The sequence below is a fragment of the Sphingomonas sp. genome (assembly GCF_017304615.1).
GTDB lineage: Bacteria > Pseudomonadota > Alphaproteobacteria > Sphingomonadales > Sphingomonadaceae > Sphingomonas.
Genome location: NZ_JAFKLZ010000003.1, coordinates 121,349 through 143,440 on the forward strand (window position 1 = coordinate 121,349; position 22,092 = coordinate 143,440).

Annotated in this window: 18 protein-coding genes and 1 pseudogene; 6 read left to right on the plus strand and 13 right to left on the minus strand. The window is 66.4% G+C overall.

The annotated features are described in order from the left end of the window. The first annotated feature begins 37 nt into the window (after nucleotides 1-37). The 3 genes from J0J06_RS13185 to J0J06_RS13195 are packed head-to-tail and all read left to right on the plus strand — an operon-like array spanning nucleotide 38 to nucleotide 2,180. Nucleotides 38-628 (plus strand): TetR/AcrR family transcriptional regulator, encoded by a 591-nt coding sequence (locus J0J06_RS13185; protein ID WP_294042744.1) that lies wholly within the window; start codon nucleotides 38-40, stop codon nucleotides 626-628. Further along, on the plus strand, nucleotides 625-1,065 hold the full coding sequence (locus tag J0J06_RS13190; RefSeq protein ID WP_294042746.1) for a PaaI family thioesterase: 441 nt from the start codon (nucleotides 625-627) through the stop codon (nucleotides 1,063-1,065). The genes J0J06_RS13185 and J0J06_RS13190 overlap by 4 nt, the downstream gene beginning before the upstream one ends. After that, on the plus strand, nucleotides 1,062-2,180 hold the full coding sequence (locus J0J06_RS13195) for an HlyD family secretion protein (protein ID WP_294042748.1): 1,119 nt from the start codon (nucleotides 1,062-1,064) through the stop codon (nucleotides 2,178-2,180). Before J0J06_RS13190 ends, J0J06_RS13195 begins: the two co-directional genes overlap by 4 nt. A gap of 80 nt (nucleotides 2,181-2,260) precedes the next feature. Here J0J06_RS13195 and J0J06_RS13200 read toward each other — a convergent pair whose 3' ends face one another. Continuing rightward, nucleotides 2,261-5,299: a TonB-dependent receptor gene (locus tag J0J06_RS13200; protein WP_294042750.1), complete on the minus strand. Its 3,039-nt coding sequence runs from the start codon at nucleotides 5,297-5,299 to the stop codon at nucleotides 2,261-2,263. Nucleotides 5,300-5,347: 48 nt separating this feature from the next. Continuing rightward, the gene (locus J0J06_RS13205; RefSeq protein ID WP_294042752.1) at nucleotides 5,348-5,527 is read right to left on the minus strand and encodes a hypothetical protein; all 180 of its coding nucleotides are present in this window, start codon (nucleotides 5,525-5,527) and stop codon (nucleotides 5,348-5,350) included. Between the two features lie 33 nt (nucleotides 5,528-5,560). Here J0J06_RS13205 and J0J06_RS13210 point away from each other — a divergent pair, with 33 nt between their 5' ends. Then, entirely contained in the window at nucleotides 5,561-7,087 is a 1,527-nt protein-coding gene (locus J0J06_RS13210; protein WP_294042754.1) for a permease, read from the plus strand. Further along, nucleotides 7,084-8,094 carry a serine hydrolase gene (locus J0J06_RS13215; RefSeq protein ID WP_294042756.1) on the plus strand — a complete coding sequence of 337 codons (1,011 nt, stop codon included), beginning with the start codon at nucleotides 7,084-7,086 and terminating at the stop codon, nucleotides 8,092-8,094. Before J0J06_RS13210 ends, J0J06_RS13215 begins: the two co-directional genes overlap by 4 nt. Here the strand turns inward: J0J06_RS13215 and J0J06_RS13220 are convergent. Both J0J06_RS13220 and dacB read right to left on the minus strand, forming a co-directional pair. Beyond that, the gene (locus J0J06_RS13220) at nucleotides 8,091-8,915 is read right to left on the minus strand and encodes a phytanoyl-CoA dioxygenase family protein (RefSeq protein WP_294042758.1); all 825 of its coding nucleotides are present in this window, start codon (nucleotides 8,913-8,915) and stop codon (nucleotides 8,091-8,093) included. The genes J0J06_RS13215 and J0J06_RS13220 overlap by 4 nt on opposite strands. A 10-nt stretch (nucleotides 8,916-8,925) precedes the next feature. Further along, nucleotides 8,926-10,350 carry a D-alanyl-D-alanine carboxypeptidase/D-alanyl-D-alanine-endopeptidase gene (gene dacB / locus J0J06_RS13225; RefSeq protein WP_294042760.1) on the minus strand — a complete coding sequence of 475 codons (1,425 nt, stop codon included), beginning with the start codon at nucleotides 10,348-10,350 and terminating at the stop codon, nucleotides 8,926-8,928. A gap of 54 nt (nucleotides 10,351-10,404) precedes the next feature. Between dacB and J0J06_RS13230 the strand changes: the two genes are divergently transcribed. Beyond that, complete coding sequence (locus J0J06_RS13230) at nucleotides 10,405-12,252, plus strand: amidohydrolase family protein (RefSeq protein ID WP_294042762.1); 1,848 nt, start codon at nucleotides 10,405-10,407, stop codon at nucleotides 12,250-12,252. On the opposite strand, the gene J0J06_RS13235 is transcribed toward J0J06_RS13230, so the two are convergent. The 9 genes and pseudogenes from J0J06_RS13235 to J0J06_RS13275 form a co-directional block, all read right to left on the minus strand. Continuing rightward, nucleotides 12,243-13,484: a dicarboxylate/amino acid:cation symporter gene (locus tag J0J06_RS13235; RefSeq protein WP_294042764.1), complete on the minus strand. Its 1,242-nt coding sequence runs from the start codon at nucleotides 13,482-13,484 to the stop codon at nucleotides 12,243-12,245. The two genes, J0J06_RS13230 and J0J06_RS13235, sit on opposite strands and share 10 nt — an antisense overlap. A 103-nt stretch (nucleotides 13,485-13,587) precedes the next feature. Continuing rightward, complete coding sequence (locus J0J06_RS13240) at nucleotides 13,588-15,159, minus strand: amidohydrolase family protein (RefSeq protein WP_294042766.1); 1,572 nt, start codon at nucleotides 15,157-15,159, stop codon at nucleotides 13,588-13,590. Nucleotides 15,160-15,191: 32 nt separating this feature from the next. Next, nucleotides 15,192-16,334, minus strand: coding sequence for a serine hydrolase (locus tag J0J06_RS13245; protein WP_294042768.1), 1,143 nt, complete (start codon nucleotides 16,332-16,334; stop codon nucleotides 15,192-15,194). 37 nt (nucleotides 16,335-16,371) lie between these two features. Next, nucleotides 16,372-17,274, minus strand: a complete 903-nt coding sequence (locus tag J0J06_RS13250) for a flagellar motor protein MotB (RefSeq protein ID WP_294042769.1) — start codon at nucleotides 17,272-17,274, stop codon at nucleotides 16,372-16,374. A gap of 34 nt (nucleotides 17,275-17,308) precedes the next feature. Continuing rightward, nucleotides 17,309-18,166, minus strand: a pseudogene (gene motA, locus J0J06_RS13255) (flagellar motor stator protein MotA); the annotation flags it as partial. Nucleotides 18,167-18,309: 143 nt separating this feature from the next. Next, nucleotides 18,310-19,203 (minus strand): flagellar hook-associated protein FlgL, encoded by an 894-nt coding sequence (gene flgL / locus J0J06_RS13260; protein ID WP_294042771.1) that lies wholly within the window; start codon nucleotides 19,201-19,203, stop codon nucleotides 18,310-18,312. Between the two features lie 5 nt (nucleotides 19,204-19,208). Then, nucleotides 19,209-20,564 carry a flagellar hook-associated protein FlgK gene (gene flgK, locus J0J06_RS13265; protein ID WP_294042774.1) on the minus strand — a complete coding sequence of 452 codons (1,356 nt, stop codon included), beginning with the start codon at nucleotides 20,562-20,564 and terminating at the stop codon, nucleotides 19,209-19,211. Then, nucleotides 20,561-20,929, minus strand: a complete 369-nt coding sequence (locus J0J06_RS13270) for a rod-binding protein (protein ID WP_294042776.1) — start codon at nucleotides 20,927-20,929, stop codon at nucleotides 20,561-20,563. Before J0J06_RS13270 ends, flgK begins: the two co-directional genes overlap by 4 nt. Then, nucleotides 20,926-22,020, minus strand: coding sequence for a flagellar basal body P-ring protein FlgI (locus tag J0J06_RS13275; RefSeq protein WP_294042778.1), 1,095 nt, complete (start codon nucleotides 22,018-22,020; stop codon nucleotides 20,926-20,928). Before J0J06_RS13275 ends, J0J06_RS13270 begins: the two co-directional genes overlap by 4 nt. Between the last annotated feature and the right edge of the window lie 72 nt (nucleotides 22,021-22,092).

Genomic DNA, 22,092 nt, shown 5'->3' on the forward strand with positions numbered 1-22,092 from the left:
GATTATATTATCTGCATCATATAAATGGAGGCTGCAAGTGCGCTATTCAGGTGATCACAAGGCGAAGACGCGGGAACGCGTGCTGCGCGAGGCGGCGCGCGAATTGCGGGCGAAAGGGCGAGATAACGTCTCGGTCGCGCGCGTGATGGAGCGCGCCGGGCTGACGCATGGCGGGTTCTATGCGCATTTTTCCTCGAAGGACGATCTGGTCGCCGAAGCGGTCGCTACGATGTTCGACGATGCGCGGGCGCGACTGGCGGCGACGACCGACGACGAGCCGCGGCGGGCGTTGCGCGCCTATATCGATTTTTACCTGAGCGCGGCGCACCGCGACAATCGCGAGCGCGGCTGTCCGCTGCCGGCGCTGTCGGGCGACCTGGCGCGTGCTGACCCGGCGGCGCGCGAGCGGTTCGGGGCGGGGGTGAAGGGCCTGTCCGACCGGCTGGCGCAACTTCTGCGCGCGATCGGCAGCGCAGCGCCCGATGCCGAAGCCTCCGCGATGCTGGCGCAAATGGTCGGCGCGGTGGCGCTGTCGCGTGCGGTCGCGGACTCGGCGCAATCCGATGCGATCCTCGCGGACGCTCGCGCCGATCTGGTCGCGCGGTATAATCTGGAGACCGCCCAATGAGCGAGACGATCGACGCGCCGAACGGCCTGCGCCAAGTGCTCGACCTGCTGGACCGCGACGAACAGCCGCCGATGGGACGGTTGATGGACGTGCGGTTGATCGAGGCGAGCGAGGGTCGCGCGGTGTTCGAAGGCTTGCCCGGCGAACAGCATTACAACCCCATGGGCGGCGTCCATGGCGGCTATGCGGCCGGTTTGCTCGATTCGGCGTGCGGCATCGCGGTCCACACGATGCTCCAGCCGGGGCAGGGCTATACGACCATCGAACTCAAGGTGTCGTACATTCGCGGGATGACCGCCGGGACCGGGCCGGTGCGCGCCGAGGGGCGGGTGATCAACATGGGCCGTCGCGTCGCCTTTTCGGAGGCGGAGATCCGCGATGGCGAGGGGCGCCTGATCGCGACCGCGAGTTCGACCCTGCTGGTGTTCGCCGCATGAACGCGCCGGTGACGCTCGACGCCGAGGAAGCGGCCGCGCCGTCGCGCCGCGCGCTGCGCCTGCCGCGCAAGGCGCCGGTCGTGGCGGCGATCGCGCTGGCGGTCGCGGCGCTTGGGACGTTCTGGTTGCTCGCCCCGCGATCGAGCGAGAGCACCGACAACGCCTATCTGCGCGCCGATTCGAGCGCGGTCGCGCCCAAGGTCGGCGGGCTGGTCGCGGCGATCCTGGTCAAGGACAACCAGGTCGTGCGCGCGGGCGATCCGCTGATCAGGATCGACACGCAGGATTACGACGCCAAGGTGGCGGCGGCGCAGGCGGCCGTCGCCGATGCCGAAGCGGGGGTGGCGAGCGCGCGGGCCGCGCTCGCGGCGCTCACCGCCGACGAGCGGCTCGCCTCGGCGCAAGTCCGGGCGGCGGGAACGGGCATCGCGTCCGCCGACGCTGAAGTCGCGCGCGCCGGAGCCGATCGCGCGCGCTACGACGCCCTCGTCGCCAGCGGTTTCGCGACGCGCCGGGACGCCGAGCGCATCAAGGCGACCGCCGTCAGCGCGGTCTCGGCCGCCGACCGTTCTCGCGCCGACCTGCAGGTGAGCCGCGAACAGGACCTCGTTACCCGTGCGCGCCGCCCGGTGCTGGAGGCGCAACTGCAAAGCGCGCAGGCGGCGGTGCTGAAGGCGCGCGCCGCGCTCGACCTTGCGCGGCAGGATCGCGGCCACGCCGTCGTGCTCGCCCCGATCGACGGTGTCGTCGGCAATCGCCAGGTCCAGGTGGGCGATTTCGTCCAGCCGGGTTCGCGCGTGTTTACCCTGGTGCCGGTCGACGCGCTCTACGTCGTCGCCAATTTCAAGGAAACGCAGACTCGCGACATGCGCGTCGGACAGAAAGCGCGCATTTATGTCGACGCCCTCGGCGGTGAAGCGCTGACCGGCGTCGTCGACAGCTTCGCGCCGGGATCGGGCAGCGAATTCACCCTGCTGCCGTTCGAACCGGGATCGGGCAATTTCACCAAGATCGTCCAGCGCGTCGGCGTACGTATCCGGCTCGATCCGGGCCAGCCCGCGCTCGCCCGGCTACGGCCCGGTCTGTCGGTCACGGCGAAAGTGCAGTTGCGCTGACCAGACGGGCGCTGGCCCGGCCGCAAAAAAAGGGGCGCCCGCCAGCGAGCGCCCCTTGGATCGTCCTATGGTGCTTTGGGCTAGAACTTCACCTCGGCGTTGATCGTCAGCGAACGCCCGCGCGGATCGGCGACGCGCGGTTCCCACGAGCTGCCGGCACCGGTGTTCGAATCATAGGTGATCGCGAACGGCGGGTCAGTGTTGAACACGTTGCGAACGCCGGCGGCGATCGTGAAATGCTCGTTGACCCGTTGTGAGATCGACGCGTTGTAGATGATGTACGGCTTCACGCGTGGATTGTAGTCCGGGCGTCCGGCGCTGCCCGGCAAGGCCTGGTTCTGATAGCCGTCGCGATAGATTTGCGAGAAGGTCAGACCGAACCCGTCGGGCGTTGTGTAGGCGATGAACGCATTGTGCTTCCATTTGAGGCCAAGGTCGCCGGCCAGGCTGAATACCCCGCGCAGATTGGTATAGGGCAGGTTGGGAAGCAGCTTTTCCTTCTTCTGTAGCAACAGGGTGCCGTCGAACCCGGCCGACAACACGCCGCCAAGCCCGTCGATGCTGGCGCGGGCGCTGAAGTCGATGCCGCGGGTGCGCCGCGACCCGAAATTGCCGGTCCGCAAGTCGACCAGGGTGATGATGCCGTTGGTCCGCGTGATGCGATCCGGGAACGCGTTGATATTCGCCAGCAACTGCGGGATGGTGATCGTGCCGATCGTATTATCGACCGCGATCGACCAGTAATCGGCCGACAGACTGATCCGGCTGGTCGGCTGAAGCACCGCGCCGAACGAATACTGCTTCGACTTTTCCGGCCCGAGCGCCAGGTTGCCGCCGCTCAGCGAATCGGGCGTGATCGGCGCGCATCCGCCGGTGCCGACGACGCCCGACGGGCAGGTCGTCGGATCGACCAGCGTGTTGCCGGGGTTGGGCGATTGTGTGACGCCGTTGAATATCTGGTTGAACGACGGCACGCGGAAGCCCGTATTGTACGATCCGCGGAACAGGATCCAGTCGAACGGCTTGAACTTGGCGGAGACCTTCGGATTGAAGGTCGACCCGAAGCCCGTATAGTCATCGACGCGACCAGCGACCGTGATGTCGAATCCCTTGACGATCGGGAACAGGATTTCGCCAAAGGCCGCCTTCACGTCGCGGCTCACCTTGCTCAGCGCATTGGCGTTGTCGAATGCCGCGTTGAAGATGTCCGGTGAGGCGGTCGTGGCCGCCGACGATCCGTCGAACTTGTAGCTTTCCCTGCGATAATCGACGCCGAGCGCGACCTGAACCATGCCACCGGGCAGCCGGAACAGTTCGCCCGACACCGACGCGTCGAACTGGCGAGTCTCGTATTTGCCGCTGTAGAGCCGGACGCCGCGCGCCGATACCGACTCCAGCGCGGCGAGCGCCGCCGGCGTCTGCGTCAGCGAGAACGGGTTGAGGATGCCGCTATTGAACAGGCCGACGATGCCGGGCGCGGTGGCGCCGGGGGCGGTTGGTGCGCGGCTGTCGGGCTGGCCGGCGAGCGTCGCGCCGGTACCCGACGCGACAGCGGCGGCGTTCGAACTGAACGTGCCGCGATAATAATAGCCCGAACCGAGGATCGAACTCGCCCGGCTGGTCGCATAGGATGCGCCGGCGCGGTAATCCCATCCGGCGAACAGCGGACCCTCGACCCCCAACGCGGCGCGGAACGTCTTGGTGTTGGTGGTGTATTCCCGGTTGCCGCAATCGACGCAACGATAGCGGAACGCGATCGGCTTGCCGTAATTGGCTGCAACCGCCGGCAGCACCGCGACGATGCTGTTGTAGACAGCGTTATAGGTCGCGGCCGTCAGCGAATTGAGCGGATAGGCGATCGGCAGCGACGTATTGTTCGAACTGAACTGGTTGTTCGAGAAAAGCTTGTGCGAGGTCGCGTCGGAGCCGGTGGCTTCCAGATAGATTTCGTTCTTGCCGATCCGCGCTGTCGCGCGACCGTAATAGGTCAGCGTCTGGATCGGCTGTTGCAGCGTCGCGGCGCGGCCCGTGTCCCACGAACACGCCAGCGCCGCCGACGCGTTCGCCCAAAGCACCGAATCGTAATTCATGCCGCCGTCGACCGACGAGCAGCCAGCGCCGCCGGGTAGGCGCAGCGGGTTTACGCCGCCCGATGCCGCGGTCGTGGTGCCGGGGATGAAGAAACCGGGATTCGTCAACAGCGACGTGGCGCCGCTGGTCCCGCCCAGCAACGTGCCGGTCTGGGTAATGCCGACCCCCGCCGCGGTGGGATTGATCGGGAAAGCGGTCGCGATCGGGGTGCCGCGGGTGTCGATCGACAGGCCGCGATTGGGCTGGTTGCCATTTACGAAGTCACGGTTGCTCCCGAACAGCGCCTTGTTCCAGCTCTTGCTGACCGAGCCCATGATGTTGAAGCCCTGCTCGTCGAGCTTGCCGAAGCCAACCGTGCCCGACAGGCGGTAAATCTGCGCATCGCCCGCTTCCGGCGTGTCGACGAACCCGGCGACGTCGATGCCGCGGAAGTCGGTCTTGGTGATGAAGTTGATCACGCCGCCGATCGCGTCGGTGCCGTAGATCGCCGAGGCACCGTCTTTCAGGATTTCGATGCGGTCGATCGCGGCGAACGGGATCTGGTTGACGTCGACCGCCGACCCCTGGAGGCCGTGCGCCGCGATGCGACGGCCGTTCAACAGCACCAGTGTCGACGCGCTGCCCTGGCCGCGCAGATTAGCCGCGGACAAGCCGTTGGTGCCGCGCGCCGCACCGGTGACGACGTCGGAGTTCGACGCCAAATTGTCCGCGCCGTTGCCGTTGTTCGCCAGGAACGAGATCAGCTGCTCCGGATTGCTGATGCCTTCGCGGCTCAGATCCTTGTTGGTGATGATCGTCAGCGGCAGCGCCGAATTGTTCGGATCCTGCTTGAGGCGTGAACCCGTGACGAGGATGTCCTTGCCCGCATTGTCGTCGGTTGGCGTCTCCGCGCCTGTGGGCGTCGCGGCGGACGCGGTGGTCTGGTCGCTGCCAGCGGTTTGCGCGACAGCAGCTCCCGGGAGCGCGCACAAGGCAGCGAACGCCGTGCCGGACGCCAGAACAAGACGAAGCGAGGCTGAACCCATCATAACGAAAATCCCCCTGTCACGCCGTTCCCGCGGCGGTTCATGGGCATATTAAGCAACAAAACTGCCATAATGCGCCACCCCTTTTTTCGACACGCCATGGTCAAGGCGCATTTCGTGAGCGACGCGGCCAAATCGTTGCTCGCTTGCAACATCACCGCCATTGACGCGGACGCGCCGGCGGGGGAGCGTGGGCAGCAATGAAGAAGGGGCGCGCATGAAACCGACCATCGACCGACTCGCGAGCCGCGACGCTTGAGCGATATGGCGATCGATTCCGCCCCGGCGCCCGTGCCGCGCGACTGGCGGCGGCTGGCGCTCTACCTGCTGCTCGGCTTTTCGGCGGGGTTGCCCTTCTACATGTTCAACGCCGTGCTGTTGCTGCGGCTGGCGAAGCATGGCGTCGACATCGTCACGGTCGGATTCTTCGCCTGGGTCGCGTTGCTGCCGACCTTCAAGTTCGCCTGGGCGCCGCTGCTCGACAAATATGACGTGCCGGGGTTCGGGCGATTCTGGGGCAAGCGGCGCGGATGGATCATGCTCGCGCAGCTTGGGATTTTCCTGGCAACCGTCGCGATGGCGCTGACTTCGTCGGACAAGAACCTGGCGGTGACGGCGCTGTTCGCGGTGCTGCTCGCGTTCTGGACGACGACGCTGGAGGTCGCCGCCGATGCCTGGCGGATCGAACTCGCGCCGACCGCCGAGCAGCAGGGGCCTATGGTCGCCGCGAACCTGTGGGGCTATCGCAGCGCGATGGTCGCGGCGGGGAGCGGGGCGATCTACATCGCGGCCAAGAGCGACTGGACGATCGCTTACTTGGTCATCGCCGCGGCGGCGTTCCTGCCGTTTCCGATCCTGGCCTTGACCCGGCCCGATGCCGAACATGGCGGCGGGCGCGGAACGGCGCTCCTCACCGGCACGATTGCGAGCCTCGTGGTGCTGGCGGTGACCGGGGTCGCCACCGCCATCGTCGGCTGGCTGTTGCTCAAGGCGCTGGGATCGGTCGGCCTCGATAATCCCGATGTCGTCAAATATTGGGTGTTCGCAGTCGCGTTGCTGCCGTTCATCGCGCTGGGCGTGGCGGTGCCGTGGCTCAAGGAATTGCCGCCGACCGCGTCGCTCCGTCGCTCGGCCGCGCTAGGGCCGTATGTCGATGTCGCGTGGCGCTTCGGTTACGTAATCATCCCGATCCTGCTGTTCGTATCGGTCTATCGGATGGGCGACGTGATGGCGTTGACGCTGTCGCATCCGCTGTTCAATTCGCTTGGCTATAGCCTGGAGGCGATCGCGTTTTCCGACGGCGCGGTGGCGCTGTTTTCGAGCATGCTCGGCGTCGCGCTCGGCGGCTGGCTCGCGGCGAAGGCGCCGATGGGCTGGGCGTTGGCGATCGGCGCGGTCATGTCGGCGCTGTCGAACTGGATCTTCGCCTGGCTCGCGCATCAGGCGCCGGGCGGGCCGGTCTGGTTTCATATCGGATCGATGGCGGTAACGGCAGGGGATTTCGATCTCTACCTGTCGATGGCGATCGATCAGTTCGGGCATGGGTTCGAAGGCGCGGTGTTCGTGGTGTACCTCTCGTTGCTGGTGAACCCGCGCTTCCCCGGCGCGCAATATGCGTTGCTGTCGGGACTCGCCTTCCTGATCCCGCGCTTGCTCGCCGGGCTGTCGGGGGTGTTCCAGAAGGCGATCGGGTACGACGGTTTCTTCATCATGGCGGGCGCGATGAGCTTGGCGGCGATCGTGTTCCTGCCCTTCATCGTCCGCGCCCAGCCGCGGCCTGACGACGCATGATCGATATCGACGCCGCCTTCGCGCCCGCTGCGGCCTATGTCGCGGATGGGCGAATACCCGGCGCGACGCTCGGCGTGGTGACGGCGAGCGGCGAGCGCGCGGTGCGGTTCGCGGGGCATGCCGCGCTCGTGCCCGAACGCGAGGTGTTGACCGAGCATCACTGGTTCGACCTCGCCTCGGTGTCGAAGGTCATCGCGGCGACGACAATGATCCTGATGCTGGCGGACGAGGGGAGGCTCGACCTCGACGCGCCGCTGACGACCGCGATCCCCGACCTGCGCCAATACGACGTCGCCAACGCGGCCGAGCGGCGGTTGACGTTCCGCGATTGCCTGGCGCACCGCACCTTCCTGCCTGCGGTCGAGCCGATCTACACCTATGGCGACGACCCCAACCGGCTCCGCGCGTTCGTCCTGCAGCGCGAATGGAAGCATGGCCCGCCGGTCTATTCGGACATCAACTTCATCCTGCTCGGCATCGCGATCGAGCGAATCACCGGACAGCCGCTCTCGGCCTGGCCGCTGGGGGAGGGGCTGAGCTACGGGCCTCCGCCCGGCCCGGCGGTCGCGACGGAGTTCTGCCACTGGCGCGGGCGGATGCTCAAGGGCGAGGTGCACGACGAGAATTGCTCGGCGCTGGGCGGTACGGCGGGGCACGCCGGGCTGTTCGGAACGGTTGCTGGGGTACTCGATTTCGCTGAGGCGTTTCTCAACGGCAGCAGCGTATCGTCGGCGATGATACACGCGATCTGTACACCCCAATTCGAACATCGCACCTGCGGGTGGGACAGCCGCTATCCGGGCTGGCCTGGCGGGGACGCCTGTTCGCCGGGAACGATCGGGCATACCGGGTTCACTGGCACCGGGCTGTGGGTCGATTTCGATCGCGGCGTGGCGTGGACGCTTCTCACCAACCGCGTCCATCCGACCCGGCACAGCGAAGCCGCGGCCAGCATCTTCGCCTTGCGCCCCGCAATCGGCGACGCGGTGATCGCAGCCGTCAGCTAGACGTAGTGCGGCTCGGGCCGCTCGAAGAGTTGCTCGTAATGCACCAGCGACGGCGTCGTCGGGATCGGCACCGGTTGGCCGTCACGAAACGCCCATTCGCCACGGTCGCAATCCTCGGCCCGGACATAGCCGTTGATGTAGAGCCGCCGCAGGTGATCCGACGAATTGAGCCCCGAGGCATGGACCAGATACGGATTCCACATCGCCACGTCGCCGGGTTCGAGGACCAGGTCGACCTGGCTCGCCGGGTCGATCCCGGCCGCTTCCAGCGCGGCGTCCTGCGGCGCGCGGCCCAGAACTTCGGTCGTGGTGTCGAGATCGACCGGCCCCTGCGTATGGCTCCCCGGAATGAAGCGCATGCCCCCGGTGTGCGGGTTGTGCGGATCGATCGCCAGGCCGGTCTGGACGTAGGAGCTGGCCAGGTTGCGATACGCCTCGGCCGGGCGGCGGAAGCGCGAATCCTGGTGCCACGCGAAATCGCCACGGCTGTGTGGCAGCTTCCAGTGGAGCTGGTTGATGATCTGCTTCAGGTCGCCGCCGATCAGCGGCTTCAGAATCTGGGCAAAGCGGGGGTCGGTGCGCGTTTCGTCGAGCACGCGCTGGTGATAGGACGGCCATTGCGCCATCGGCACGTGCGGCTGGCCGTTCTCTCCCGAGACGACGTTGTAGAACAAGTTGCCATGGCGAAAGCTGCGTCCATGGGCGACGCCTTCAGCATAGATCTGGTCCATCGCCGCGCCGATCCGCGCGACCTCGTCCGGGGCGAACACGCCGCGCACGATGGCGTAGCCCTTGTCGCGATACTCGTTAACGTAATCCATGCTGACCTATTTAGTTACCCGCCGCGATCAGGACCAGAGCCGCATCCATCGCCCTGGTCGCGCTGGTCCCATCCGGAATGTCGTTGGCATAGATCGAGAATGTTAAGGTTCGACCACTCGCCGCGATCATATAGCCCGACAGCGCCGAGGTGGCGTTGAGGCTGCCGGTCTTGGCGAACAGTTTCCGGTCGAGGATCGTGCCCGCGAACCGCTTCGCCAGCGTGCCGTCGACCCCGCCCACCGGCAGGCTCGCCCGCCAGGCCGCGCCCCAGGGTTGCGCCGCGATCCAGCGCAACAGGCCGACGCTCGCGCGCGGCGCGACGCGGTTGTAGCTCGACATGCCGGAGCCGTCGGAGAAATCGAACGCGGTCCGCGCCACCCCCGCCTTGGCCAGCATCGCCCGGACCGCGACTTGCCCGTCCGCGATCGATCCGCTCCCGTTCACCAGCGCGACGCGGCGCAGGAACAGTTCGGCATGGAGGTTCTGGCTGACCTTGTTGGTGATCACGACATCGTCGGCGAGCGGCGGCGGCGTAAGCTTGGCGAGGACCGGTTCGACCGGCGGCCGCGCGGGTGGCGCTGCGCCGCGGATCGCCGGGTCGTCGGCCGATGTCAGCGCGCGGTGGCGTACGTCGATCTTGCCCGTGACCTTGACGCCGCGCGCGTTGAGCATTTCGCCCAAGCGCCACGCCGCGTAGCGCGCCGGATCGTCGATCCCGACGCGCAGCCGCTCGGGTCTGGCGCCGGCGCCGATCGTGCCGGTCAGCCGCAGGACGTACTCGTTGGGGTCGCGATCGAACCCGATATTGCTCTTCGTCCCCGGCACGACGGTGATGCGATTGTCGACGGTGTAATAGGCCGGAAGGCTCACCCTCCCGTCCGCCGTCACCGTCACGACCATTTCGTTGTCGTCCAGCGTCAGCGCCGAAATGCCCGTCCCCGACCGCGTCGGGATGTTGTTCCAGCTCATCCCCGGGCTCCAGCGCTCGTCGGGGAACAACGTGTCGTCGCCGGTGATATTGCCGACCATCCGCGTCTTGGCCGCGATCGCGTCGGCGAGCGTGGCGAGGCAGTCCGTGACGCAATCGTCCGCGCTCGACAGCCGCGCGTCGCCATTGCCGATCAGCACGACGTCGCGCCCCTCCAGCCGCACTGCCGCGCCGCCGGTAGTGTCGGGGCCGATCATGTCGGGAAGCGTCGCATAGGCTGCGGCGGTGGTGAACATCTTGGTGTTCGACGCCGGGATGAAGCGCTGGTCGGGATTGATCGCGATGACCTCGCGGCCCTGCGCGTCGACCACCAGCAGCCCGAACCGCGTGCCTGCCGCCGCCTGCGCCAGCGCGGCATCGACTCGGCTCCGCAGCCCCGCATCCTGCGCGGGCGCCGGTAGCGCGACGACCAGCGCGAGGACGGTAGTGAAAACCCCTTTCAGCATGGCGGGCGAGGGTAAGGGTTGTGCTTCGGCGCGCAAGTCGTGAAAATGCCGCGCGTGAGCCTGATCCGCCGCCTTGCCACGATCCTCGCCGTCGCGCTGGGGATGAGCGCCGCGTCGGCGGAAATTCCGCGCGCGACGCTGATCCACAATGCCCGCGTATTCGACGGCACCGGCGCGCCGGCGGTGGTCGAGGACGTGCTGATCGAGGGCGACCGGATCGTCGCGGTCGGCCGCAACGTGAAGCGCCCGCACGGCACGCGCGTGATCGACGGGCGCGGAATGACGCTGATACCGGGGCTCCACGATCTCCACACGCATTTGCGCGCGCCGGCGTTCGACGCGCCCGACGATTTTGGCAAGGCCTATGCCGCTTATCTGCTCGCGGGCGTGACGACGGTGAACGATTATTCGCTGTCGGGTGAGATGATCGCGCCTGTTCGCGACATGACGAAGCCGGGGGGCATCGCCGCGCCCCATCTGGAACTGGCGGTGCGGATCGGCGTGCCGGGCGGGCATGGGACCGAGTTCGGCTGGGGCGATTTCTTCACGCTGCAGGTCTCGACGCCGCGCTCCGCACACCTCGCGATGAAGAAGGCGCTCGCCTACCGGCCCGACGTCATCAAGGTTTTCGCCGACGGCTGGCGCTATGGCCGCGATCCCGATCTCAACAGCATCAACGAAGATACGCTGGCAGCGATCGTTGCGGATGCCCACGCGGCCGGCATTCCGGTCATTACGCACACGGTGACATTGCGCGAGGCGAAGATCGCCGCGCTGGCCGGGGTAGATTCGGTCGGCCACGGCGTCGGCGACGCGCCGGTTGATGCCGAACTGATCGACCTGATGAAGAAGAATCGGATGGCCTATATCGCGACGCTCGCGACCTACGAGCCGCAGGAAAACCGCACGTTCATGCCCGGCGAATGGGCGAGCATGCGCCCCGCCGAACGCGCGCGCGAAGAAGCGCGGATGGCCAAGCCGCTGGAGACGATCGCGGCGTACGACAGCAAGCGCTGGGCGATCATGCAGGGCAATATCCGCGCGCTGAAGGCGGCGGGGATCCGCATCGGAATCGGCACAGACGCCGGGATCACGGGCACGTATCACGGCAGCTCCACGATCCGCGAGATTCGCTGGCTGACGCAGCTGGGCTTCACGCCCGCCGAGGCATTGGTCGCGGCGACCAGCACCAGCGCAGGGATCATGGGCCTCGACAAGGTCGAAGGCACGATCAAGCCCGGCATGCGCGCCGACCTGGTGCTGGTTGCGGGCAAGCCCGACGAGAAGATCGAGGATCTCTACAACGTCCGCCATGTATGGGTCGCGGGGCGCCATCAGGACCTGATCGCTTTGCGCAAGCTCGCCGACGGCCCGACGCCGACACCGATGCCAGTGACGAAGATGGCTGGCCCGATCGACACCGGCGCGCGCAGCGACGGGCGCACCGACCTCGACACCTTGCCGGTGGAAAGCAGCGAAAGCGGCACTGATGCGAGCAAGATTCTGTTCGCGCGGCCGGTCGATCCACGGTCGGGCAGGAAGCTGATGCTGACCGCGCGGATGGGCGCCCGCGCCAAGCCGTTCGCACAGTTGATCGTGCCGCTGACGAAGGGCGCGGTGACGCTGGCGGATGCGAGCGCGTTCACCGGCGTTGCGTTCGATGCCCGCGGATCGGGGCGCTATTCGCTGGCGTTCGACACTTACGGCGTCCAGCCCGACGACTGGTTCCACGCGAATTTCGAAGCGGGCGAGAGCGTGCAGGAAGTCCGCGTGCCGTTCAGCGCCTTGCAGGGGCAGGGGGCATTCGATCCGAAATCGCTGCGGTCACTGATGATCCGGCTGCATGGCGATCCTGGCGCGACGACTTGGCTCGAGATCGGGAATCTGCGCTTCTATCGCTGATCCGGCGCGCGATAGACTGCCTCGTCCAACTGCCCCTCCCACCGTGCCACGGTCGTTGCGACGGTCAGGTTTGCGCTGGCGCTCGGCACGGTCCGGGTCATGTCGAGTAAACGGTCGAACGGGAGGACGAAGCCGACGACCAAAGCGGTCTGTTCGGGACTGACTCCGACCGCCGACAGCACGGCGGCGAGCATGAACAGCGAGGCGGAGGGCATCGGGGCGGTCCCGAATGCGGCGAGCGCGCCGGTCAGCAGGACGGTCGCGTAGACCTGCGGGGTCAGCGGCACGCCGAATGCCTGCAACGCGAACATGCTGAGCAGGCCGACGTACATCGCCGTGCCGTCCTTGCCGATGCTCGCGCCCAAGGGGAGCACGGTCGAATAGACCGGCCGCGCGACGCCCAGATTATCGCCCGCGACGTGCATCGCGACGGGGAGCGTGGCACCGCTCGATGCGGTCGAAAAGGCGACGACGAGCGCATCGACGATACCGCGGAAGAAAGGCAACACCGGCAGCTTCGCGACGAAGCGCAGGATCAGGCTGTGCACCACCAGCATCTGGATCAGCGACCCCGCGACCACCGCGAGCGCGAGCCAGCCGACATGGACGAACACGTTCGCCCCGTTCGCCGCCACCGCGACCCAGATCAACGTAAGCACCCCGAACGGGGTCGCCTCCATCACGATCCCGACGACGCGGAGCAGCACCGCGGAGAGCGATTGCAACAGGGCGGCGAACGGCTTGCCCGGCTCGCCGGTCAGCACCACGCCGACCCCGAACAGGATCGCGACGAAGATCAAGGCGAGCATGTCGCCCTTCGCCAGCGCGTCGACGATGTTGAGCGGGACGATGCCGATCAGCTGGTCATAGGGTGTGACAGGCGCGCCCAAGGCATGCGGCGCGGTGGTGCCGAGCGGGGCGCCGACGCCGGGGCGGATTACGCTTGCAACGAGCATCCCGACCGACACGGCGATCGCGGTGGTCGCGGCGAACAGCCCGATCGTGCGTGCGCCGAGGCTGCCGAGCTGCTTGGGGTCGGCGAGGCTGGTGATCCCCGCCGCGATCGTCACGAGAACGATCGGCGCGACCAGCATGCGGATCGCGCGGACGAACAGGTCGCCGACGAACTGGAAATGCGCCGCGCCGGTGGGCCAGGCGAAGGCGAGGATGACGCCGAGCACCAGCCCCGCGACGACACGCTGCCAGAGGGGGATCGCGAACCAGCGGGTCACAACGTCTCGTCACCCCGGGCTCGACCCGGGGTCCCGCTAATTTCCTCCGCAGTTAGAAAGCGGGACCCCGGCTCAAGGCCGGGGTGACGGTGGAAAGTAGCGCTCAAGGACACGTCCCCTTGGTCGGTACATGCGGCAGTGCGCGGCCGGCGGCCTTGCCGGTCAGCGCGCCGTTGTCGACCGCGACGACGCCGTTGACGACCACCGTCCGCACCCCGGCGGCGGGCAGGGTGGGCTGCTCATAAGTCGCCCGCGCCGCGTAGGTTTTCGGATCGAATACGACCACATCTGCGAAATAGCCCGGCCTCAGCTCACCGCGCCCGGTCAGGCCGAACCATTTCGCCGTCACGCTCGACGACCGCTCGATGAAGTCGCGCAAGGAAATCACCTTATCCGCCACCACATATTTCGCATATTTGCGCGCGAACGTGCCCCATACGCGCGGGTGGCCGCCCGACGCGTCGCTGTCGGTCATCACCCAGGGCTGTTGCATGAACGCGGCGATGTCCGTCTCGCTCATGTTGAAGCTGACCGTCGCCGGGTCGCCGAGTCGGATCGTCGCGATCGCGGCGGAGACCGGATCGGTTTTCATCGCGGTCGCGATCTGGCTGAGATACTGGCCGCGATACTTGCCCTCGGTGATGAGCAGGGCCGCAGCGCCGCCACGCTTGCGCAATCCCTCGGCCATGTCGGCGCGCAATCTGGTTGGGAGTTTGGGGTCGTCGAACCTAGCGATCAGCGCCTTGGTCCCGCCGTCCTGCGCCCAAAGTGGGACTAGGCTCGCAACCAGGCTCGTGCCCGATGCACTCCACGGATATTGGCTCGCGGTGATGTTGACCCCGGCGGCGCGCGCGGCATTGATCTTGGCAATCACTTCCGGCGCCTTGCCCTGCACGTCGACGCCGAGCGCCTTGATGTGGCTGACATGCACCGGCATGCCCGTCGCGCGGCCGATCGCGATGATCTCGTCGATCGCCGCCATCAGGCCCACCGTGTAGCTCGATTCGTCGCGGATATGGCTGTCGTAATAGCCGCCGCGCTTCGCCGCCTCGGTCGCCAGCGCGATCACTTCGTCGGTCTTGGAGAAGCTCTGCGGCGCGTAGAACAGTCCGGTCGACAGGCCGATCGCGCCCTCGCACATCCCCTTTGCGACCAAGGCCTTTTCGCGCTCCAGTTCAGTGGGGGTGGGCGCGCGGTTGGCGCTGCCGATCACGGCCCCCCGGATGCTGCCGAATCCGACATACGTGACGAAATTGAGTCCCACCGGTTTGGTCGCTGGGCTTGCCAGCACCTTCGCGACATCGGTCGATCCGCCGCCGTCATTGCCGATGAAGGCGGTCGTCACGCCTTGCAGCAGGAAGGCCGGGATCAGCCGGGTCTGCGGGTTGGGCGAGGCGAGCCACTCGCCCGCATGCGTGTGCGGATCGATGAAGCCAGGCGCGACGATCATGCCCTTGGCGTCGATGACACGGTGCGCGACGAAATCCGTGACGTTGCCGACCATGACGATCTTGTCGCCATCGATTATCACGTCGCCGACGAAAGGCGGGCCATCGCCGGTGTAAATCGTCCCGCCGTGAATGATCAGGTCGACCATCCGACCCTGCGGCTTGGGCGTCGCGCCGAGCGAGCAACCGGCAAGAAGGCCGACAATGAGAGCGACGTGTAGCTTCATCGCGGCAATCCTTCCCATGGGGGTTGTACGCGTCAAGGCCGCGCCAGATTCTCTTCGGTCAGCGTATAGGCCGATTTGGTGCCGGGCTCGTTGGGCACGTCGGTCGCGAAATAGGCGACGCCGACCCCGCGCGCCGGATCGACGAACAGCCCGGACTTGAGGCCATAAGCGTCGCCGAGATGCCCGAAGCGCGGGCGAAAATCGCGGAACGGATCGTCGCGACATCCCTTGGTCGGGTTCGCGGTGGTAATGACGCCCAGGCCATAACTGCACGCCCAGCCCTCACCGATGTCGCCGTTGGTGCCGTCATAGGTCCACGCCGGGGTGATCATCGTCCTGACCGACGCCGGGGTCAGCAGTCGCACGCCGTCGACCTTGCCGCCGAGCATCAGCAGCCGGCCTATTTTGGCCAAATCGGGCATCGACATGTGCAGTCCGCTCTGCGGGGCGAAGGTCGCGCCGTTGCGCCCGGCGACCCAGCGCGACAGGTCGCAACTGCCGTCGGACGCCGGGGTGACGGGGCAGGCGGGGCGTTTGCCGTGATTGTCGTCGCGCGTGACCACGCCGGCGCGATACAGAACCACGCCCTTCGCGATCGTCGCGTCGTCGCACGTGTCCCACTGATAGCACGCCTTCAGCTTCAGCGGCCTGATCACCAGCCGATCCATCAGCCGGTCGAACCGCTCGCCGGTTGCGCGCTCCATGACAGCGGCGACGACCGGGAAGTTGAAATTGACGTAGCGAAAGTACGTACCGGGCGCGTGCTCGGTGTCCCATGCCTTGGGGTCGCTCAGCACCTTCCGCATGTCGCCGTCGAGCGGCAGGACGTAGTCGATATTGTCGGTCAGGCTGGAGCGGTGCGACAGCAATAGCCGCAGCGTGATCGGTGTTTGCGGGAACTCGGGGTTGCGGAAGGTGTAGCCGAGATATTTCGAGACGTCGGCGTCGAGGTCGAGCTTGCCCGCCTCGACCAGCCGCATCACGCCGATGGCGGTGACAAGCTTCGAGATCGAAGCGATCCGCACCACGCTGTCTGGCGTGACCGCGCGGTTGGCGGCGGCATCGGCCAAGCCTTCGCTTTCGACCGATGTGATGCCGCTTTGGTCGAAAGTCACGCGCACGGTCGCAGCGGGTTGCGCGGCGACGACGGCGGCGAGCAGGAGGAGAGGACCCATGGCGGGAGGCTAGTCCCCTACCCGGGCCCCCGGCAAGCTATTGCTTGAACGATCCCGCGCGCCACAGGAGCGTGATCGACACGCGGCGGTTGCGCGGATCGGTGGGGTTGTTCTGAATCATCGGCTCGCGATCCGCGACGCCTTCGATGCGATAGAAGCGCGCCTCTGGCGTGCCGCCCGCCGCGAGCCGGCGACGTGTCGCCTCGGCGCGGCCTGACGACAGCATCCAGTTGTTCATGTTGAGCGGGTTGCCGTACCCCAGGCTGTCGGTGTGGCCGCGGATCATGATCGGGTTCTTGGTGTCTTTGATCGTCTGCGCGATCAGCCCGATCAACTTATCAGCCTCCGGCACCAATTGCGTCGTGCCCAGCGCGAACATCGAATAATCGGCATCGTCGACAAGGTCGATGCGGAGGCCGTCCTGGGTCTGGACGAAGCGGACATGGCTCGCCAGCCGCTTCATCGGCTGCGCCTGCATCGCGCTCATCAGCGTGCGCTTCATCGCCGCGAAGTTCTTCGCGTCCTCGGCGGCGGTCGCTTGGTTCTTCATCGAACCCTTATCGCCCGACCCTTCCTTGTTGCCGCCGGTCGCGCCGATCGGGATCGTCATCGAGCGCGTGCCGGTCTGCGCGGCGCGGGCAGGGTAATTGTCCTTGTCGGTGATCGACGAACCGCCGAAAATGCCGTTGGAGCCGGCGCTGTTCTGCTTCAACTCGACGAGCGTCGGCGCAAAATAGTCGGCGATCGACTTGCGCTGCTTCTCGGTCGTCGCGCCCAGGATCCACAGCAGCAGGAAGAACGCCATCATCGCGGTCACGAAGTCGGCATAGGCGACCTTCCATGCGCCGCCGTGATGGCCGCCATGGCCCTCGATGAAGATCTTCTTGACGATGATCTTCGGAGGTTGGTTGTTGCCGTGTGGAGCGCGCGCCGCGGCCATTTATGCGGCTCCTGACGGAGCCGTGCGGCACCAGCCCGCGCAGGCCGTCGAAGACCTCCGCGAAGCCCGGCTGGTTCGAGTGTGCGATGCCCGAGCGGGCGGCTTCGATCACCAGCGGCTGCGGGTGGCCGTGGAGCGAGGCGATGATGATCTGCTTGACGACATGATAGATCGCGGCGTCCGCGTCGATCACTTGCTTCAGGCGATTGGCGAGCGGGCCGACGATGCCATAGGCGAGCAGCACGCCCAGGAACGTTCCGACCAGCGCGGAGCCGATCATGCCGCCCAGGATTGCGGGCGGCTTGTCGATCGAACCCATCGTCTTCACGACGCCCAGCACCGCCGCGACGATGCCGAGCGCGGGGAGCGCGTCGCCGAGCGACTGCAGCGTGCCCTGCGGGCCTTCGACCTCATGGTGGTGGGTCTTGATCGCGTTATCCATCACTTCCTCGACCGCGTGAACGTCGAGCGTACCCGACGACACGACGACAAGGCGCAGCGTGTCCGAGATCAGGTTGGTGAGCGTGTGGTCGGCCAGCAGCCGGGGATATTCGGCGAATACGGCGGACGATTTGGGGTCTTCGACGTGCGGTTCGAGCGCGATCGGCCCGTCCATCCGCAGCATCTTCATCAGCTTCGACACGAGGAAGATGACGTCGAGATAGTCCTGTTTCTTGTATTTGGGGCCCTTCAGCACCTTCATGACGCCGCCGCCCAGCGCCTTCAGCTCCTTCATCGAATTGCCGATGATCAGCGCGCCCATTGCGGCGCCGCCGATGATCAGCATCTCGTGGGGAATGGCCTCCAGCACCGGCCCCAGCGCGCCGCCCGTGAAGACGAACCCGCCGAACACCATCGCCAACAGAACAACCAGGCCGATGACCGGAAACATTAGTGCTGAAAACCCCCTTGTTCCGCGGTCCAGGCCAAGCAAAGCCCGGCACAGGCAGGGTTAATGGGCTTTGATGATCAATCGGTTAACCGTACCGATTTTTTGGCAAGCCACTCTCGCATCGGGCGGGAGGGGGACCGGCGTCACTTCAGATAGTTGAACAGCGACAGGCCGGACAGCTTGCTGAAACTGGATTGCGCCGCGGACAGGATCGTCATCGTTTTCTGCAAGTCGGTGATCGCCTGGGTCACGTCGACATCCTCGATCGACTGGCGCGTGACTTCGCGGTCGGTGGCGGCGTCGGTGATGCGGGTCGATTCGATGTCGACGCGCTGCGACCGCGCGCCGAGCGAACCCTGGACGCCGGCTATCTGGTTGTTCGACGCGGTCAGTTTGTCGCCGATCGACCCCGCGATCGCGCTCGGGTCGCCGGTGCCGCGCAATGCCGCGGACAGCGTCGAAATGTCGCTCAAGATATTGCCGCCGCCCGAATCGACGAACAGCCGCGACGCCGCCTCGCCCGGCGCCGCGCTCGACGAATCGCCGATCGGGATCGCCGTGGGGCCGCTGGTGGCGAAGGTGAAGGTGCCGTTGCCATTGTCGACGACGGCCGGGGAGTCGCCCGCGGCGAAGATCGAAGCGCCGCGCGAATCCTTGGTATTGGCGAGATCGACAAGGCTTTTGAGGATCGAATCGAGTTCGTCCGCGATGATGCCGCGGTCGCTGGCCGACAAGGTGCCGCTGTTCGCCTTGACCGCGAGTTCCTTGGCGCGCTGGATATTGTCGGTCACCGACTTGAGCGTGGTGTCGGCCTGGCTCAGCGCCGACTGCACGATCGTGATGTTTCCGGCATAGGCCTGGTCGTTGCTGCCGTCGCGGATCAGCCCCTGCAGCCGGCGATAGCCGACCGGGTCGTCGGACGCCGCGTTGAGCTTCTTTCCGGTCGAAATCTGCGTCTGCAGGATGTCGGCAGTCGTGGTCAGCGCCTTGAAGTTGCGCTGGTTCGACGTGTAGAATTGCTGCGTGCTGATCTGCATGGCGCTCACCGGATATCGAGGATCGACTGGATGGTCTCGCGCGCGACCTGGATCACGCGGCTGGTCGCCGAATAGGCCTGCTGAAAGCGCATCAGGTCGACCGCCTCGGTATCGAGATCGACCCCGGACAGCGCGTCGCGCGCGCTGACGGCGTTGTCGCGAATCGTTTGCTGCGCGTCGGCAACTGACTTGCGCTGCGCCAGCGCCGAGGCGTTGGTCGTGGTCATGTCGACCACCCTGCTCTCGAACGCGCCCGCGGTGCGAATCGACGCAAAGGCGGCAAGGTTGGTGTTGTCGCGCTGTCCGCCGCCGACCGCGGCCGCGGCAATGCCACGCGGGTCGGTCATCGTGACGGACACCTGAGCCGTGCCGGCCCCCGGCGACGTGTCGATCGCGAAGATGTCGGCGCCCGGATTGTTGTCGAGGTCGCGACCTTGCGCCTGGACGCTGTTCACCGCGCCAACGAATTTCGATGCGATGGCGTGCAGTTCCTGCTGCGCGTCGGCGATGCGCTGTGCGCCGTCGATAATTCCGGCCAGCGAGCCGCCGGTCGGCGACATCGTCTGCTGGTTCACGCCGGCGAGCACGCTGAAAGACATCGTGCCGGAGGCATTGCGGGAATAACCGACGGTCGCGTTGAAATTGCCGTCGACCAGCAACGGCCCGCCGCTGCCCCCGACATTGACCGACGCGCGGCCGGCATCGTCATAGGTGACGTGCATGTCGGTCAGCGCGCTCATCGCCTCCAGCGTCTGGTCGCGCTGGTCGAGCAAGGCGGCGTTGCCGGCGGTTCCCGGCGCGGCGCGACCGAGGCCTTGGTTGATCTTCGCCAGCGTCGCCGCTAGCGAATTGAGCGACGATACAGTGTCGCGCGTCGTAGTGTCGAGATCCGCCGAAACGCGGTCGAGCGACGCGCCGGTTTCGCTGAACGCGCCGGCCACGCCCGATGCGGCTTCCAGCATCGCGGATCGCGCCGCTGTCGACGTCGGATCGCCCGCCAGCGTGGTCGCGGAAGTGAAGAAGGTCGACAGCCGCGTGCTCAGCACACTGCCGCTGAGCGAGGTCTGGATGCGGTCGAGCCAGTTGACGCTGGTCGCCGTCTTGCCGAGGTCTGACCCCGACGAAAGCACCTCGGCCATCTTGAACATATCGCCGACGCGTTGGACGCCGACCACCGCCGCGCCTTCCCCGTTGCCGACCGCCAGCGTGCTGATGCTGCTGATCGACGCGACTTCCTTGATCTGCGTCGTCCGCCGCGAATAGCCGGCGGTGCCCGCATTTGCGATGTTCTCCGATACGGTGCTGAGCGCGACTTGATAGGCGCGCAGCCCGCTCGCGCCGATCGCCAGCATGTCGCTCATGGCGTATTGCTCCCGGTGGTGTCAGCGGCAGGCGCGGCGGCGCTCGGCTGGAGCGCCGTCTGCGACTTTGCGAGGAAATCGGTCATCGCCTTGCCGATGCCGATCGGCTGATGCTCGGCCATGCTCTCGGCGACCTTCTTGTCCTGCATATCGCGGAACGTTTCCATGTTCTTGGTGTCGAACAAGCCGCCATCCTCGCTGGTCAGCTTGGTCTGTCGCATCGACTTCATCATCATGCCGATGAAAACCGCCTCGAACTTCTCGCCCGCCTTCTTGAGGTTGGCGGACGAAGAGAGGCGGCTCGTGTCGAGCGATATGCCGGTGGTCGGCGTCGCCGCCGACGAAAGGTTGGGGAGGTCGGTCACAGGATGATCAACTCCGCTTTCAGCGCGCCGGCTTCCTTCAGCGCTTCGAGGATCGCGACGAGGTCCGACGGCGACGCGCCGATCGCGTTCACGGCCTTCACGATGTCGGCGAGCTTCGGTCCCGGCGCGAGCAGGAACATCGGCTTCTTTTCCTCGTCGACCTGGACGCCCGATTTCTGCTCGTTGGCGGTCGTGCCGTTGCTGAACGGCGCGGGCTGAACGACGGTCTGCTTCTCGTCGATGCGGACGGTCAGCTTGCCGTGCGTGACAGCGGCCGGACCGACGCGGACCGCCGAATTGATCACGACGGTGCCGGTGCGCGCGTTGACGATCACCTTGGCCGGAGGCTCTGCGGAAACGACGTCGAGATTCTCGATCCCGCTCATCAGCGTCGCGCGAATGTCCGCGCCAGCGGGCGCGTTGACGCGGATCGACACGCCGTCGACCGCTTCTGCGACGCCGCCGCCGAAGCGCGTGTTGATCGCCTTCGCGACATTCTGCGCAGTGGTGAAGTCCGACCGCGCGAGGTTGAACGTGAGGGTGGGCGAGGTGTCGAAGCCGGTCGCGACCGCGCGTTCGACCGTCGCGCCTTCGGGGATGCGGCCGGTCGAGGGGACGTTGACCACCACCTGGCTGCCGTCCTTGCCCTCGATGCCAAGACCGCCGACCGCGAGGTTGCCCTGCGCCATCGCATAGATCTGGCCGTCCGCGCCCATCAGCGGCGTCATGATCAGCGCGCCACCACGAAGGCTCTTGGCCTTGCCCATCGAGGCGACGGTGATGTCGATCCGCTGGCCGGGCTTGGCGAACGCGGGCAGCTCGGCGGTGATCAGCACGACCGCAGCGTTCTTGAGCCCCGGATTAATGTTGGCCGGCAGGTTGAGGCCGAAGCGCGAGGCGACGGCCTTCATCGACTGGATGGTATATTCCAGATTGTCGTCGCCAGTCCCCGCCAGGCCGACCACGATGCCGTAGCCGGTCAGCTGGTTGGATCGGATGCCCTGAAAGCTGCCCAGGTCCTTGATGCGGTCGGCCGAAGCCGGCGCCGCGATCAGGCAGGCGAGCAAGACGAGGAGCGAACGGAACAACATGACATGCCTTTCAACGACCGGTTCGACGGTTACTTTGCATCAAAGGAAGTTAAGGCCGTGCTAACTATGCTG